Genomic DNA, 14,398 nt, shown 5'->3' on the forward strand with positions numbered 1-14,398 from the left:
GGGGCGCCGTAGCGGAACCGGACCAGAGCATGAATTCGCGCGTATCGTGGAGCGTTGACGGCATCGATCCTTCCGTCCGCGAAAGGGCCGAGGCGGCTGCGCGCCGCGCCGGCATGACACTGAACGACTGGCTTAATTCGACCGTCGGCGATCTGGCTCCGCCCAGTTTCGGCGCGCCTTCCGATCAGCGGTCGGCAGGCCGGCAGCTCCCCGATGTAGCCGACATTCACCAGCGGCTGGATTCCATCACCAAGCAGATCGAGCAGATTTCGCGGCCCTCGCCGCGCGGCGAAGCCACCCGTGGCGAGCCGACGGTCGCCCGCCAGCTCAACGACGCCATTTCGCGCCTCGATGCGCGGCTGTCGCAGATTTCGAACCCCGCGCCCGCCCGCCAGGTCCAGATGCAGGAAAAGCAGCGCCAGACCGATCTGGTCGAGCGTGCCGCGGCCCAGGTCTATCGCCCTGCGCCCCCGCTCAGCCCGGCGTCGATGGATTTTGCGATCGCCGAAATCGCCGCGCGCCAGAACGAGCTCGACGGCCCGCCACAGCGCCAGACGCCGCCACGTAACGGCCCAACGACGGCCGCTTCCGCGCAGACCCATGTTGCGCAGCCGGCGATGCAGGCTGCGCCTGCGGGGCCGGACTTTTCTTCGCTCGAACGGCACCTGCTCAAGATCACGAGCCAGATCGAAGCGCTGCAGCGTCCCGATCATATCGAGCAGTCGATTGCGGCGTTTCGCAGCGAACTCGCCGAAATCCGCCAGGCCATCACCGAGGCGGTGCCGCGCCGGGAGATCGAATCGCTCGAGAACGAAATCCGCTCGCTGTCGCGCCGCATCGACGACAACCGGCAGAACGGCACTGACGGCCAGACCCTTGCCGGCATCGAACGCGCGCTCAGCGAAATCCGCGAAGTGCTGCGCTCGCTGACGCCGGCCGAGCAACTCACCGGCTACGACGAGGCGATCCGCAATCTCGGCGCCAAGCTTGATTTGATCCTGCGCTCGAACGACGATCCCTCGACGGTGCAGCAGCTCGAAAGCGCGATCGCGGCACTGCGCGGCATCGTCTCCAACATTGCTTCCAACGATGCGCTGGCGCGCCTCGCCGACGACGTGCACACGCTGTCGGCCAAGGTCGACCAGCTTTCCCGTTTTGACGGCAACAGCGACGCGTTCGGTGCTCTCGAGCAGCGCCTGGCTGCGCTGACCTCGACGCTGGAAGGCAGGCAGCCGCCGGCCGCGAGCGAGCATTCCGAATTCCTCGAAAATGCCGTACGGTCGCTGTCGGAACGCCTCGACCGCATTCCCGTCGGCAACGACAATGCGTCGGCCTTCGCCCATCTCGAACAACGCGTCTCGTATCTGTTGGAGCGCCTGGAAGCCTCCGACGATCGTTCCGCCGCGCCCGCCATCGATCTCGGACGGGTCGAGGAAGGGCTGCACGACATTCTGCGCTCGCTCGAACGCCAGCACGCCAGCCTGGTCGCACTCGCCGACTCCAACCGCAATTCAAGCAATGCATCGCAGCCGGCGGATTCAGGCATCGTCGATCTGGTCAAGCGCGAACTGTCCGACATCCGCTTCAGCCAGTCGGAAACCGACCGCCGTACGCAGGACTCGCTGGAGACCGTCCACAACACGCTCGGCCATGTGGTCGACCGCCTGTCGATGATCGAAGGCGATCTGCGCGGCGCTCGCGCGACCCCGGCTGCGTCCGCCCCTCCACCTGCAGCGGCCGAAATGCGCGAGGAAGCGCTGCCCCGTCCGACCACGCCGCTGATGACCTATGCGCAGCAAACGAAGCCGGAATTGCCGAATCCGGCTGCGCTGCAAGGACATCCTCAAGAGCATTTTGACGCCGCTCCGCGCGATTTCCACGCCGTGCAGCCCGTCGCGCCGGCCGCTGCGCCGGTGCCGCCGCGCGCAATCAGCGAAATCCTCGAGCCGCATGCCGCCGCCCCGCGCACGGCGATTGCGCCGGAATTGCCGCCGGATCATCCGCTGGAGCCGGGCACGCGGCCGCCGCCGCGCGCGGCTTCACCGTCAGAACGGATCGCCGCCTCCGAAAACGCGATCAGCGAGCTTCAATCCGGGCCGAAGGAGCCGGTCAGTTCGTCGAGCTTCATTGCCGCCGCGCGCCGCGCCGCGCAGGCCGCCGCTGCGGCGCCCCCGCCGGAGAAGCCCGGACGTTCGGCTGCGAAGGCCGCAGCGAAGGACAAGGGTGGCGAGAAGGCCAAGGCCGACGACAAGAACGCCTCGAACATCTCTTCCAGGATCCGCTCGCTGCTGGTCGGCGCGAGCGTGGTCGTGATCGTGCTCGGCACCTTCAAAATGGCGATGACGCTGCTCGATACCGGCAGCGTGCTGCAACCGCCGATGGTGGAGCAGTCCAGCGAGCCGCCGCCGCCGGCCCAGGCTCCCGCCCCGGCCGAGAATAGCGCCAGGCCCGCAATGCCCGCGGCACCGGCGCCCTTGATGATTTCGCCGACGCCGGTCGAGAAGCAGTCGAACAATTCTTCCGCCCCGAATACGCTGGATAGCGCCCGGATCGCGGTGCCGCCGCAGGCCCCGGCCGCGCCGGTTGCAGCCAGCGACATCACCGGCACGATTGCGACGCTGCCGGCAACCGGTGGCAAGCTTGCGATGGTCGTGGTGCCGCCGACCGAGCGGCTGCCCGAGACGATCGGCGGTCCGGCGCTACGCAGTGCCGCGATGAAGGGCGACCCAGCCGCGGCCTACGAGATCGGCGTACGGTTTGCCGAGGGCAAAGGCGTCGCCCCGAACCTCGACGAGGCCGCCAAATGGTACGATCGCGCGGCCCAGGCCGGCGTGGTGCCCGCCCTGTTCCGGCTAGGCACTTTCTACGAGAAGGGCCTGAGCGTGAAGAAGGACGTCGATATCGCGCGGCGTTATTATCTGCAGGCGGCCGAGCGCGGCAGCGCCAAGGCGATGCATAATCTGGCCGTGCTCGACGCCGATGGCGGCGGCAAGGGCGCCAACTACAAGAGCGCGTCGATCTGGTTCCGCAAGGCCGCCGACCGCGGCGTTGCCGACAGCCAGTTCAACCTCGGCATTCTCTATGCCCGCGGCATCGGCGTCGAACAGAACCTCGCCGAATCCTTCAAATGGTTCAGCCTCGCGGCCGCCCAGGGCGATGCGGACGCCGGCCGCAAGCGCGACGATGTCGCCAAGCGGCTCGACGCCCAATCGCTGGCAGCGGCCAAGCTGGCGATCCAGACCTTCACCGTGGAGCCGCAGCCCGAAGACGCCGTCAACGTGGCCTCCCCCGCCGGCGGCTGGGACGCGGCACCGGCCAACACGGGCAAGCCCGCCGCCAGGCCGGCTCCGGCCAAGCGCACCGCCGCCGTTAATTAAATTTAATTCCAGCTCGCGATACCGCTGGTGTCGCTCTGCCACATCCTCGACCATAAATTCGTACAATGGACCACGCCGGCCCGACCCCAAACGGGTCGGCTGGCAGAGAGGATCGATTGTCAACCGAGGATAGCCAGGACGGCGAAAACCGTTTCCGCAGGTCGCCGACAGGCCCTGCGGTCGTGCCGCCGCGCATTCCGCCTCGTCAGGTCCCGCCGCCACCGGTTCAGGCGCCGCGCCGCGGATGGCATCTCTGGTCGATCGCCATTTTTATCCTGCTGGTCTCCGGCGTCTGTATTCGCGCCTACCGGGACCTGTCGCAGCCGGATGCCTGGCACTACTGGAAGGACCAGTACGTCTCGCCAAGCCTGACGTCCCAGGTGATCGACACGCTCTATCTCGACGGGTCGAGCCGGGGACGCCGTGCTCTGTTCGTCAGCGGCACGATCGGCCCCGCTGCCGCGAGCTGGTTTCGCACCAGGCTGGAGCAGGCCAATCTCGCACCTGGCGACATCGTGCTGTTGGCTTCCCCCGGCGGCGATCTGAGCCAGGCCGTGATCATGGGCGAGATCATCCGGTCGCGCTCGCTGGCGACTGCGGTCGGCAGCGCCGACGCCTCCGGCCGCATCAAGCCCGGCTATTGCGCCAGCGCCTGCGTGCTCGCCTATGCCGGAGGCAAGACCCGCTTCGGCGTACTGGGCTCGGCATTGGGCGTTCATCGGTTTGTCACAACCAGGCCCGTGGACGATCCGGTCGCGGAGGCCCAGCGGATATCGGGAGCCGTGCTGGGTTACATGACCAAAATGGGGGTCTCGTCCTCCATCGTGGAAGCGATGTCCGAGACCAGGGACATTCGCTGGCTCAGCCCCAAGCAGGCCCTGGCGATGAATCTCGTCACCGAGCAGCTCGGAAAGCCCTGAGCCGGCCAATTCCCTGACACGCCGAGCCGGTCACGGCCTCGGAATAATCCCGCGCGTTCCCGCACGGGCACATCAGGCAAAAATTTGCCTTCCCGGGCATTTTTCGTCCCTCACGCAACCGAATTCAGTTATGCAAAGACGCGGGAACCGGCCCTGCGCACGCAAAGGTGCATGCGCGAACCGGCTCCCCACTGCCGGCAAACACAAGACAACCATGCCCTGAGCGGCCTCCCGGCCGTCTTTTGCGGCAAAGCCACAATAAGCAGGCGCGCGTGCAGCTCTACCTCCCGATCGCCGACATTCCGGTCAATGTCTTCCTCATCCTGGCGATGGGCGCCGCGGTCGGGTTCGTCTCCGGCATGTTCGGGATCGGCGGCGGCTTCCTGATGACGCCGCTTCTGATCTTCGTCGGCATCGCGCCCGCGGTCGCGGTCGCCTCCGTCGCCAGCCACATCGCGGCTTCCTCGTTCTCCGGCGCGATATCCTACTGGCGGCGGCGCGCCATCGATCCGGTGCTGGCGGCGGTGCTATTGACCGGCGGCAGTATGGGCACGGCGCTGGGGGTCTTTACCTTCACGCTGCTGCGCTCGCTCGGTCAGCTCGATCTCATGATCGCGATGTCCTACGTGATCCTGCTGACAACCGTCGGCGGCCTGATGTTCTGGGAAGGGCTGCGGGCGCTCCTGCGGGCCCGCCGCGGCGGCCCGGTCACCACGCGCCGCCCGGGCAGCCATGTCTGGATCCACGGCTTGCCGCTGAAGATGCGCTTCAAGCGCTCGAAGATCTATCTCTCCATCATTCCCGTCGTCGTGATCGGCCTGATCATCGGCTTCATCGGCGCGGTAATGGGCATCGGCGGCGGCTTCATCCTGGTGCCGCTGTTGATCTACGTGCTGCGGGTGCCGACCTCGACCGTGATCGGCACCTCGATGGTACTCACCCTCGTCACCATGGTGTTCGCCACCATGCTGCACGCGGTCACCAACCATCTGGTCGATGCCGTGCTTGCGCTGATCCTGATGATCGGCGGTGTCACCGGCGCACAGTTCGGCGCCCGCGCGGGGCAGAAAATCCGCGGCGAGCACTTGCGGCTCCTGCTCGGTCTGCTGGTGCTCGCCGTCGGCGTCCGCTTTGCCGTCGAACTGGTGATCCGGCCCGAGGATCTCTTCACCATCCGCGAGACGGGGGTGACGGGATGACCAGGCGCCTCATCCTCATGCTCGGATGGCTTGCGCTGGGCGCCGTGCTCGCCGCCTCGCCCGCGCAGGCCGAGCGGCTGATCGTGTCGGTGTCGAACCATCGCGTTACCGTGACGCCGAACTATTCCGGCGAGGAACTGGTGCTGTTCGGTTCGGTGGAGAAGGACGCCAACACGCCGGCCAATCGCAGTTACGATCTCGTGGTCACGGTCGCAGGCCCGCGCGCCGACATGGTGACGCGCCGCAAGGAACGCCGCTTCGGGATCTGGATCAACACCGACTCCCGGCAATTTCTGAGAGTGCCGACCTACCTGGCGCTGTTTTCCAACCGGCCGTTCGACGCCATCGCGTCGCCCGAAGTGCAGCGGCGGCAGCAACTCGGGCTCAACAACGTGCTCCTGACCCAGCGCGTCGGGGGCGATTACGCCGACGTCGTGCCTGATGACGCGTTCCGCAGCGCCTTCGTGCGGCTGCGCAAGCAGCACGGCCTCTATCGCGAGGAGACCTCGGCGGTGACGTTCCTGACGCCGACGCTGTTCCGCACGGGCATTCCCCTGCCCGCCGAAGTACCGATCGGGCTCTATAATGTCGAGATCAAGCTGTTCGCCGACGGCGCACTGGTGGCCAAGACCGACACCGCATTTGAAATCGTCAAGGTCGGCTTCGAGCAGTTCGTCGCCACCACCGCGCGGCAGAACGGATTTGTTTACGGGCTCGTCACCGCCTTCATGGCGCTGATGACGGGATGGATGGCGTCGATCGTGTTCAGGAAGGATTGATTCCAACCCGCATGGAGAGTGCGTAGGTTGGGTGGAGCGAAGCGATACCCAACATCGGACATGCGACCCGGCGTGAACATGATGGGTATCGCTGCGCTCCACCCATCCTACGAATTTCCGCCAACAAAAAACCCCACGCCCATCGCGAAGACACTTAACAGCATCGCCACTGTCGACAGCCACCCGAGCCAATACAACGGGCCGCCCTTGACCACGAACGTGCCCATCACGTCCCGGCGGCGCGCCATGAACATCAAGAGCACCATCACCGGCACGGCGAGCACGCCGTTGACGACGGCGCTCCAGTACAGCGCCGAGATCGGGTTGATCGGCGTGAAATTCAGCGCGATGCCGATCCCGGCCGACAACGCCAGCACGGCATAGAAAGCGGCCGCTTCCTTCGGCTTGCGCGCGAGTCCGACCGGCCAGCGCCGCCCCTCGCCGACGGCATAGGCGGTCGCGCCAGCGAGCACCGGAATAGCCAACAACCCGGTGCCGATAATGCCCAGTGCAAAAATCGCTTCCGCAAAGGCGCCGGCGATCGGGCGCAGCGCTTCGGCCGCCTCCGCCGAACTCTTGATGTCGGTCTTGCCGGTCGCGTGCAGCGTCGCCGCGGCGGTCACGATGATCGACAGCGCGATCAGATTGGAGAACGCCATGCCGACGATGGTGTCGGCGCGGATGCGGCTGAATTCCCGCCGCGCCCCGTAATGCTTTTCGATCAGGGGTCGTTTCGTCGCATCGACGCGCTGGTCCTCGGCTTCCTGCGACGCCTGCCAGAAGAAAAGATAGGGCGAGATCGTGGTGCCGAGGATCGCGACGATGGTGGTGAGATAATCGAAGCTCCAGTCGAGGCGCGGGACAAGGATGCCGGCGAGTGCCTCGCCCCACGAGACTTTCGCAAAGGCGAGCGCCGCGACATAGGCGAACAGGCTGAGCGTAAGCCATTTCAGCACGGCGACGTAGCGCTTGTAATCGAGAAAGATCTGCGCCGCGACCGATGTCACACCGAACAGCAGCACATAGATGATGCTATGGCCACCAATCAGCAGCTTGGCGGCGTCCGCCATGGCGCCGAGATCGGCGCCGATGTTGATGGTATTGGCGATGAACAGCAACGGTACCACCACATTCAGCAACCACGAGGAATAGTGTCGGCACACATTGCCCGCGATCCCATGTCCGGTGACGCGGCCGACGCGCGCGGAAATTTCCTGGATCGCCGCCATCAGCGGAAAGGTCAGCAGCATGGTCCAGCCGATGCCGTAACCGAGCTGGGCACCGGCCTGGCTGTAGGTGCCGATCCCCGACGGATCGTCGTCGGACGCGCCGGTGATCAGGCCTGGGCCGAGCGCCTTCAGCGCGTCGCGGAAACGAAACGGACGGGCTTGCTCGGCCTTCGCGGCCGGCTCGGCATGGCCGGAGTTCGCACGCTTGAGATGCTTCGAATTCGAACCGGTACGATGTGCCATGCCGCGCGTTTCCACCGCGGCGACAACAAAGTTGGCGGGGACAAGTTCCTGACAAGGAACTACCCTCGCATGCTTGGCGGACAAGCGGCGAAGTCAGGCGGCGCGTAACGGCTCAATGATAGTCGCAACACCCGGCTCCAATATCCGCAATCGCGATCCAAAACCCAGCGTGTCGAAGGTGGCGCGCAAATCTTCCGCGTTCTGGCGGAAATGCTTCCATCCATCGGTATGCACGGGCACGATCATCGCATCCGCAAAGGCCCGCGCGGTCTCGATGGTGTCGTTGGTGTCCATCGTGAGATGGAACGGACCGCGGGTTTGCGCCGCGCCGGCGAACGGCAGCACCACACCGCATTTGAAGCGCCTTGCCACTTCCGCAACGCCGTCGAACCAGGTGGTGTCGCCGCTGATGTAGACCGCGCGGCTGCCCGGCACGCTCGATTCCACCACGAAGCCGATGACATCGCCCGACAGCGGCTCGATGCCGGCCGGCCCGTGACGGGCGGGCGTCGCGGTGATGGTCAAGGACTGGCCACCCTTCTTCAACTCGGTCGACGCCCAGGGCGCAAAGCCTTCGGTATTGCCGCCGAGCCGCTTGGCTCCCGCCTCTGTTGTCAGCACGCGCTTCGCGTCCTTGAGGAAGTCGCGGCCGGAATGGTCGAGATTGTCCGAATGCTGGTCGTGGCTCAGCAGCACCGCGTCGATTGCGCCGACATCGCGTGCGCTCATCGCGGGGCCGACGAGTTTCTCCAGTCTCACATGCGGCAATTGATACTCTTCGCCGGGCGCATCGAAGGTCGGATCAGTGAGGAGACGGAAGCCGTCAATCTCGATCAGCGCAGTGGGACCGCCGATCAGGGTGATGGATAGGCTCATGCCGCACTCCTCTTGTTGGCCGATACGGTGGCCGCAGGCCGCGTCACCAGATAGATGCCGAGCGCGACGGGAACGATGCCGAGCAGATCGCGAAACTCGACATGCTCGCCGAGCACGAGGAACGCGAACAGCATGCCGAGCGGCGGCATCAGGAAATGATAGGCGCTCGCAGCGGTCGCGCCACACACTTTCAGGAGATGAAACCAGAGCAGATAGGCGAGGATCGAGCCGCCGAGCACCAGGAACGCGAACGCACCGAGCAAGCGTGTGCTGGGCACGATGTCGCTGAGGCTGGAAAGCGTAAAGGCGAACGGCATCACGGCAAGGCCGCCGGCGATGTTCTGGATGCCGTTGCCGATCCAGAGCGAGCCCTTCGGCGCCAACACCTTGAACAGGATGGTGCCGGCCACGATCGAGGCCAATGACGCCAGCGTGAACAGGATGCCGTGCCAGTCATCGGTACCGACGGACATGCGGTGCCAGACGATGAAGGCAACGCCAGCCATGCCGAGCATGAGGCCCGTCACCTTGCGCCAGGTCAGGGCTTCGCCGAGGAACAGCGCCGCCAGCATCGCGATGAAGACCGGATTGGCCGACACGATCAGGCTGCCGAGACCGGCGGACACCGTCTGCAGCCCGGTATAGCCGAGGCCGAGATAGAGCGCATTGTTGGCAACGCCGAGCACCGCGAATACGGCAGCATCGCGCCACGACAGATTCCATTCCTCGCGGCGCAACGCAGAAATACCGAGGATCAAAATGCCGGCCAGCGAGAACCGCACGGCGAGCAGGATCAGCGGCGGACAATCGGTGACGCCGATCTTGCCGGCGACGAAGGCAAAACTCCAGAGCAGGCAGAACAGGCCGATATAGAGCGGCAGCGGGTTGAAGGTTATGCGGGGAACCGCAACCGAGGGCGCGAGCGACATGGGAAGTCTCCTTGTCCCCATGATCTAGGCCCTGCCTTGATATTTGGAAATTAAATGATAAACTGACATCTAGTGGATTTATAAATGGAGCATTCATATGCTCGATCTGGAGCTCCTGCGCAGCTTCGTTTCCGTCGTCGATGCCGGCGGCTTCACCCGCGCCAGCGAGCGCGTCCATCGCACGCAATCGACCGTGAGCCAGCAGATCAAGCGGCTGGAAGACGATGTTGGCCAGCCGCTGCTCAACCGTAACGGCAAGGACGTGACGCCGACGGAGGCCGGCGAGCGGCTGTTGTCCTATGCGCGACGGCTGTTGTCGCTCGCGGAAGAAGCCCGCGACGTGGTGGCGCGTCCCGAAAGCGAGGGCGCGGTACGGCTCGGCATTCCCGAGGACTTTGCTGCCTATCGGCTCGCGAAACTATTGGCGACCTTTGCGCGCTCGCGGCCCGGTCTGCGGCTCGATGTGCGCGCCGACCAGAGCACATATCTCAAGCGCGACATCGAGCGTGGCGATCTCGATCTGGCGCTGCTCAAGCGCGACGCCGGCGGGAACGGCGCGATCGCGGTGTGGCCCGAGAAGGTGCACTGGGTTACGAGCAAAACGCATCCCGTCGACATCAACTCCGGCTCGGTGCCGTTGATCGGTTTTCCCTCCGGTTGCCTCTATCGATCCCGCGCCATTCATGCGCTGGAAAGCACAGGCCGCTCCTGGCACATGGCCTATACGAGTTCAGGTCTCGCCGGCATCCAGGCCGCGGTCGCCGCGGGACTGGGCCTCAGCATCCTCTCCGACATCGCAATCCAGCCCGGCCACCGCGTGCTCACGGCGAAGGACGGCTTTGCCCCGATCGACAAGACGGAAATCGCATTGATGGCCTCGCCCGATGCGAGCCCCGCGACGCTGCGGCTGGCAGACCGGCTGGCGGAGTTCTGCGACAGTGTGGAAGTAAAGGCGGCGTAGTCGAGCCAGCGGCTACGCCGGTTCGACCAAAGCTTCTTTGGCTAGCACCCAACCGGAAAGGCCATATGACGAACTTAAAACGAAGCCTTGAACGCCCTTTGCCGCGAGCACTTGCGGGGCAGACGAGAGATCAGCCGCCCACGGTCCTGGGGCACCTGCCCAATGATAGGACTCCGCGATCCGAGAACCATATTCGGCGAGCAGTTTCTCCACGGAAATCGTTTCTAGCGAGGAGATAATATTGCCGAATGCATCGTTTTCGAACTGGTATCCCTCGACGCCGTTGAAAACGATAATGCGTGTCAGCTGCTCTTTGTTTACTGCTGGAATCCTCGGATCGCGCTTTGCGCGGATTTTGATTTGGCGCGTCTCGCAATTCACTTCGTACGAAACAAGGAAATCGTCGTGGAGTGACGGCAGCATAGCCGCTCCTTCAATAGCACCGTGACGCGACGATCGAGTGCAGCCGGTTGTCGCCGAGCACATGTGCCATGAAGCCTGGCGTTGCGAAAATCTTCGCGAACGCCGGATCACGGATGCTCAGGCCGCCGGTATAGGCACCGAACGCCGGCATCACCGCGCGCTCGCCGTCGCTCGCAAAACATCGCCGCTCCATCGAGCGGCCGCGGGTGGCGACGCGGGCCTTCGGATGCAGATGGCCAGCGATTTCGCCAGCGGCACCCGTCGGCTCATGGCGGAATGCAATCGGGCCGATCGCGACTTCGTTCGCCACCGTGCCGCCGAGATCGGGTGGCAGCGCCGGATCGTGATTGCCCGAGATCCAGATCCAGTCGCGCCTCGCCTGCATTGCCGAGAGCGCGTCGCGGTCGGGCTCCGACAGCCGTTGATGCGCCTCGCGATCGTGAAAACTGTCGCCGAGCGCGATCACCATCCGCGGATCATGCCGCGCGACCACGGCAGCGAGCCGGCTCAGCGTCGCCACCGTGTCGTAGGGTGGCAGCAGCACGCCGCGCCTGGCGAAGCTGGAGCCTTTTTCCAGATGCAGGTCGGACACGACGAGCAGACGTTGCTCCTGCCAGAACAGCGCGCCGGACAGGTCGGCAACGAACCTGACGTCGGCAACCATGACCTTCGAGGCGCGCATCTCTTGATCGTCTCCCGAAGATTGCGCCCCCGCCGTCACGTGCCTTCCCGCCTATCCCATCGCCTCTTTGACGAGTTCATCGGCGGCTTCCGCCAGCAACTCGTCGCCCGCTTCGCCATAAACTGACTCGCGACCGATTTCCAGCATCACAGGCACCGCCAGCGGTGAAACATGTTCGAGTTCCCGATGGGTGATTCGCCCCTGGATGCGCGAGAGCATATCACCCAATCGCTTCAGATCGAGCAGGCCAGTAGCCGCGTCAGCGCGCGCGGCACGCAACAGCACATGGTCGGCCTGATGCTTGCGCAAGACGTCGTAGATCAGGTCGGTCGAGAACAGCACCTGGCGGCGGGATTTTTCCTCGCCGGTGAAACGCCGCGCGATCAGGCCCGAGATGATCGCGCAGGTGCGGAAGGTGCGCTTCATCAGCGCGGATTCGGCGAGCCACGCCTCGAGGTCGTCGCCCAGCATGTCCGGATCGAACAGCGCGTTGAGATCGAGCTTGCCGTGGCGGATCATGAACGAGATATCGCCGAGGCCCCACACGGCCAGTGCATACTCATTGGCGACAAAGCCGAGCGGCCGGACCCTTGCGCGCTCCATCCGTCGCGTCAGCAGCATGCCGAGCGTCTGGTGCGCCAGCCGTCCCTCGAAGGGATAGCAGACGAGATAATGCTTGTTGGCGCGCGGAAAGGTTTCAATCAGCAGCTCGCGCACCCCCGGCACGCGAGAAAAATCCTTTTGCAGCGACAGCCAATCGCGCACCTGCTCCGGCAACGCGTTCCACTGTCGTCGATCGTCGAGCAGTTTGCGAACGCGTTCGGCGAGATAGGTCGAGAGCGGAAATTTGCCGCCCATGTAGGACGGCACCTTGGCGTCCTTGTCATTGGCGCGGGAGACGTAGACCACGTCCTCCGCGAGCGCCTCGTAGCGCACGACTTCACCGCCGAATACAAAGGTGTCGCCGATCACGAGGCCTTCAATGAAGGCTTCCTCGATCTCCCCCAGCATCCGCCCGCCGCGGCCGAGCGCGCCAGTCGAGCCGGAACCGCTGCCGCGCGAGCGCACCAGGCGGACTTTCAGCATGGTGTCCTCGACGATGGTGCCGACATTGAGGCGATAGCTCTGCCGCACCTTTGGGTTGGCGACGCGCCAGCGCCCCTGCTTATCCTGCTTGATGCGCGCAAAGCGTTCGTAGGTTTTCAGCGCGTAGCCGCCGGTAGCGACGAAATCGACCACGTCGTCGAAATCGCTGCGCGTCAGCGACGCATAGGGTGCTGAGGTCAGTACTTCCGCGTAGAGCTCATCTGAAAAAAACGGCTCGCCGCAGGCGCAGCCGAGCACGTGCTGCGCCAGCACATCGAGCGCACCGGTGCGCAGTGGCGGGGTATCCTGGGCGTTTTCGGCGATCGCATCGATCGCGACGCGGCACTCCAGAACTTCGAAACGGTTGGCCGGGATCAGGACCGCGCGCGAGGGTTCGTCGAGCCGATGGTTGGCGCGGCCGATCCGCTGCATCAGCCGCGAGGCGCCCTTGGGCGCGCCGACATTGATGACGAGATCGATGTCGCCCCAGTCGATGCCGAGGTCGAGCGAGGAGGTACAGACCACGCCGCGCAGTTTTCCGGCGGCCATCGCATCCTCGACCTTGCGGCGCTGGGCGACGTCGAGCGAGCCGTGATGGAGGGCAATGGCGAGGCCATCATCGTTCATGCGCCAGAACTCCTGGAACAGCATCTCGGCCTGGCTGCGGGTGTTGACGAAGATCAGCGTCGTCTTGTTGCGCTTGATCAGATCGTACATTTCGCCGAGTGCGTGGCGCGCGGTATGGCCGGCCCACGGCAATCGCTCCTGGGTGTCGAGCATTTCGACAATGGGCGCCGCCGCGCCACCAGCCACGACGATATCGGCGGACACCTCCTTGCCGTCGCGCTGCGGCATCAGAAACCGCGCCAGCGATTCCGGCTCGGCCACCGTCGCGGAAAGCCCGATCGCGCGCATCTCGGGCGCCAGCCGCCATAGCCGCGCGAGACCGAGCGACAGCAGATCGCCGCGCTTGGAGGTGACGAGCGCGTGCAACTCGTCGAGCACGATGCGTTTGAGCGAGGAGAACAAAAACGGCGCGTCGTCCGATGATAGCAACAGCGCCAGTTGTTCCGGAGTGGTGAGCAGGATGTCCGGCGGATAGCGCCGCTGCCGCTGCCGCCGCGACACCGGCGTGTCGCCGGTGCGGGTCTCGACCTTGATCGGCAGCCCCATCTCGGCGATCGGCGTCTCCAGATTGCGCGCGATGTCGACGGCAAGCGCCTTCAGCGGCGAGATGTAGAGGGTATGGAGGCCGCCGGTGCGTTTTACGGTGCGGCCGGTGGAAATGAGGTTCCTCTTGTCACCTCCCGCTTTCGGATCGGAGGGAGAAGAAAGCTCCACCAGCGTCGGCAGAAATCCGGCCAGCGTCTTGCCGGCGCCGGTCGGCGCGATCAAGAGCGCCGATCGATCCTCACGAGCCCTGGCCAATAGCGCGAGCTGATGCTCGCGCGGCGACCAGCCGCGCGACACGAACCAGCGGCGGAAGCGCTCGGGCAGCAACGCAGCCGTTTCAAGCGGCGTGAAGGGCAAGGGGGCGGATGACGGCACGGCAAAGAGGTAAGCCGTCGGGGCGGGTTCGTCGAGGGGCCCCAGAAGTCACCTCGCCCCGCTCTTCGCGGGGAGAGGCGCAGGCCTCCTTCGGAGGCCGTTCTTAAGAAAGAGACGCCGAAGCGAAGCTTCGGCTACGGCGCAGC

The 14,398-nt window shown here is 65.1% G+C and carries 11 protein-coding genes; 5 read left to right on the forward strand and 6 right to left on the reverse strand.

Features of this window, described 5'->3' with window-relative positions:
- Positions 1-29: 29 nt before the first annotated feature.
- From AC0QUY_RS30920 to AC0QUY_RS30935, 4 genes are all read left to right on the forward strand, one after another.
- Entirely contained in the window at positions 30-3,377 is a 3,348-nt protein-coding gene (locus AC0QUY_RS30920; RefSeq protein WP_475390022.1) for a tetratricopeptide repeat protein, read from the forward strand.
- Positions 3,378-3,493: 116 nt separating this feature from the next.
- Positions 3,494-4,297 carry a COG3904 family protein gene (locus AC0QUY_RS30925; protein ID WP_475390023.1) on the forward strand — a complete coding sequence of 268 codons (804 nt, stop codon included), beginning with the start codon at positions 3,494-3,496 and terminating at the stop codon, positions 4,295-4,297.
- A 272-nt stretch (positions 4,298-4,569) separates the two neighbouring features.
- The gene (locus AC0QUY_RS30930) at positions 4,570-5,496 is read left to right on the forward strand and encodes a sulfite exporter TauE/SafE family protein (RefSeq protein ID WP_161850502.1); all 927 of its coding nucleotides are present in this window, start codon (positions 4,570-4,572) and stop codon (positions 5,494-5,496) included.
- Complete coding sequence (locus AC0QUY_RS30935) at positions 5,493-6,275, forward strand: TIGR02186 family protein (protein ID WP_475390024.1); 783 nt, start codon at positions 5,493-5,495, stop codon at positions 6,273-6,275. Before AC0QUY_RS30930 ends, AC0QUY_RS30935 begins: the two co-directional genes overlap by 4 nt.
- A gap of 107 nt (positions 6,276-6,382) precedes the next feature.
- Here AC0QUY_RS30935 and AC0QUY_RS30940 read toward each other — a convergent pair whose 3' ends face one another.
- The 3 genes from AC0QUY_RS30940 to AC0QUY_RS30950 form a co-directional block, all read right to left on the reverse strand.
- Positions 6,383-7,747: an NRAMP family divalent metal transporter gene (locus AC0QUY_RS30940; protein WP_475390025.1), complete on the reverse strand. Its 1,365-nt coding sequence runs from the start codon at positions 7,745-7,747 to the stop codon at positions 6,383-6,385.
- Between the two features lie 93 nt (positions 7,748-7,840).
- The gene (locus tag AC0QUY_RS30945; protein WP_475390026.1) at positions 7,841-8,623 is read right to left on the reverse strand and encodes an MBL fold metallo-hydrolase; all 783 of its coding nucleotides are present in this window, start codon (positions 8,621-8,623) and stop codon (positions 7,841-7,843) included.
- Positions 8,620-9,552 carry a DMT family transporter gene (locus AC0QUY_RS30950; protein WP_475390028.1) on the reverse strand — a complete coding sequence of 311 codons (933 nt, stop codon included), beginning with the start codon at positions 9,550-9,552 and terminating at the stop codon, positions 8,620-8,622. Before AC0QUY_RS30950 ends, AC0QUY_RS30945 begins: the two co-directional genes overlap by 4 nt.
- A 97-nt stretch (positions 9,553-9,649) precedes the next feature.
- Between AC0QUY_RS30950 and AC0QUY_RS30955 the strand changes: the two genes are divergently transcribed.
- Positions 9,650-10,513: a LysR family transcriptional regulator gene (locus tag AC0QUY_RS30955; protein WP_475390030.1), complete on the forward strand. Its 864-nt coding sequence runs from the start codon at positions 9,650-9,652 to the stop codon at positions 10,511-10,513.
- A gap of 12 nt (positions 10,514-10,525) precedes the next feature.
- Here the strand turns inward: AC0QUY_RS30955 and AC0QUY_RS30960 are convergent, their stop codons facing one another.
- The 3 genes from AC0QUY_RS30960 to AC0QUY_RS30970 are packed head-to-tail and all read right to left on the reverse strand — an operon-like array spanning position 10,526 to position 14,252.
- Positions 10,526-10,936 (reverse strand): hypothetical protein, encoded by a 411-nt coding sequence (locus AC0QUY_RS30960; RefSeq protein ID WP_161850506.1) that lies wholly within the window; start codon positions 10,934-10,936, stop codon positions 10,526-10,528.
- 10 nt (positions 10,937-10,946) lie between these two features.
- On the reverse strand, positions 10,947-11,618 hold the full coding sequence (gene pdeM, locus AC0QUY_RS30965; protein WP_475390031.1) for a ligase-associated DNA damage response endonuclease PdeM: 672 nt from the start codon (positions 11,616-11,618) through the stop codon (positions 10,947-10,949).
- Positions 11,619-11,669: 51 nt separating this feature from the next.
- Positions 11,670-14,252 carry a ligase-associated DNA damage response DEXH box helicase gene (locus AC0QUY_RS30970; RefSeq protein ID WP_475390033.1) on the reverse strand — a complete coding sequence of 861 codons (2,583 nt, stop codon included), beginning with the start codon at positions 14,250-14,252 and terminating at the stop codon, positions 11,670-11,672.
- Between the last annotated feature and the right edge of the window lie 146 nt (positions 14,253-14,398).

The organism is Bradyrhizobium sp. WYCCWR15520, assembly GCF_056174665.1.

What these genes read in the sequence shown, in the direction of transcription:
- AC0QUY_RS30950 (WP_475390028.1), bottom strand. Translation starts at nt 9,552, where the DNA reads ATGTCGCTCGCGCCCTCGGTTGCGGTTCCCCGCATAACCTTCAACCCG.
- AC0QUY_RS30920 (WP_475390022.1), top strand. Translation starts at nt 30, where the DNA reads ATGAATTCGCGCGTATCGTGGAGCGTTGACGGCATCGATCCTTCCGTC.
- AC0QUY_RS30960 (WP_161850506.1), bottom strand. Translation starts at nt 10,936, where the DNA reads ATGCTGCCGTCACTCCACGACGATTTCCTTGTTTCGTACGAAGTGAAT.
- pdeM (WP_475390031.1), bottom strand. Translation starts at nt 11,618, where the DNA reads ATGCGCGCCTCGAAGGTCATGGTTGCCGACGTCAGGTTCGTTGCCGAC.
- AC0QUY_RS30935 (WP_475390024.1), top strand. Translation starts at nt 5,493, where the DNA reads ATGACCAGGCGCCTCATCCTCATGCTCGGATGGCTTGCGCTGGGCGCC.
- AC0QUY_RS30940 (WP_475390025.1), bottom strand. Translation starts at nt 7,747, where the DNA reads ATGGCACATCGTACCGGTTCGAATTCGAAGCATCTCAAGCGTGCGAAC.
- AC0QUY_RS30955 (WP_475390030.1), top strand. Translation starts at nt 9,650, where the DNA reads ATGCTCGATCTGGAGCTCCTGCGCAGCTTCGTTTCCGTCGTCGATGCC.
- AC0QUY_RS30945 (WP_475390026.1), bottom strand. Translation starts at nt 8,623, where the DNA reads ATGAGCCTATCCATCACCCTGATCGGCGGTCCCACTGCGCTGATCGAG.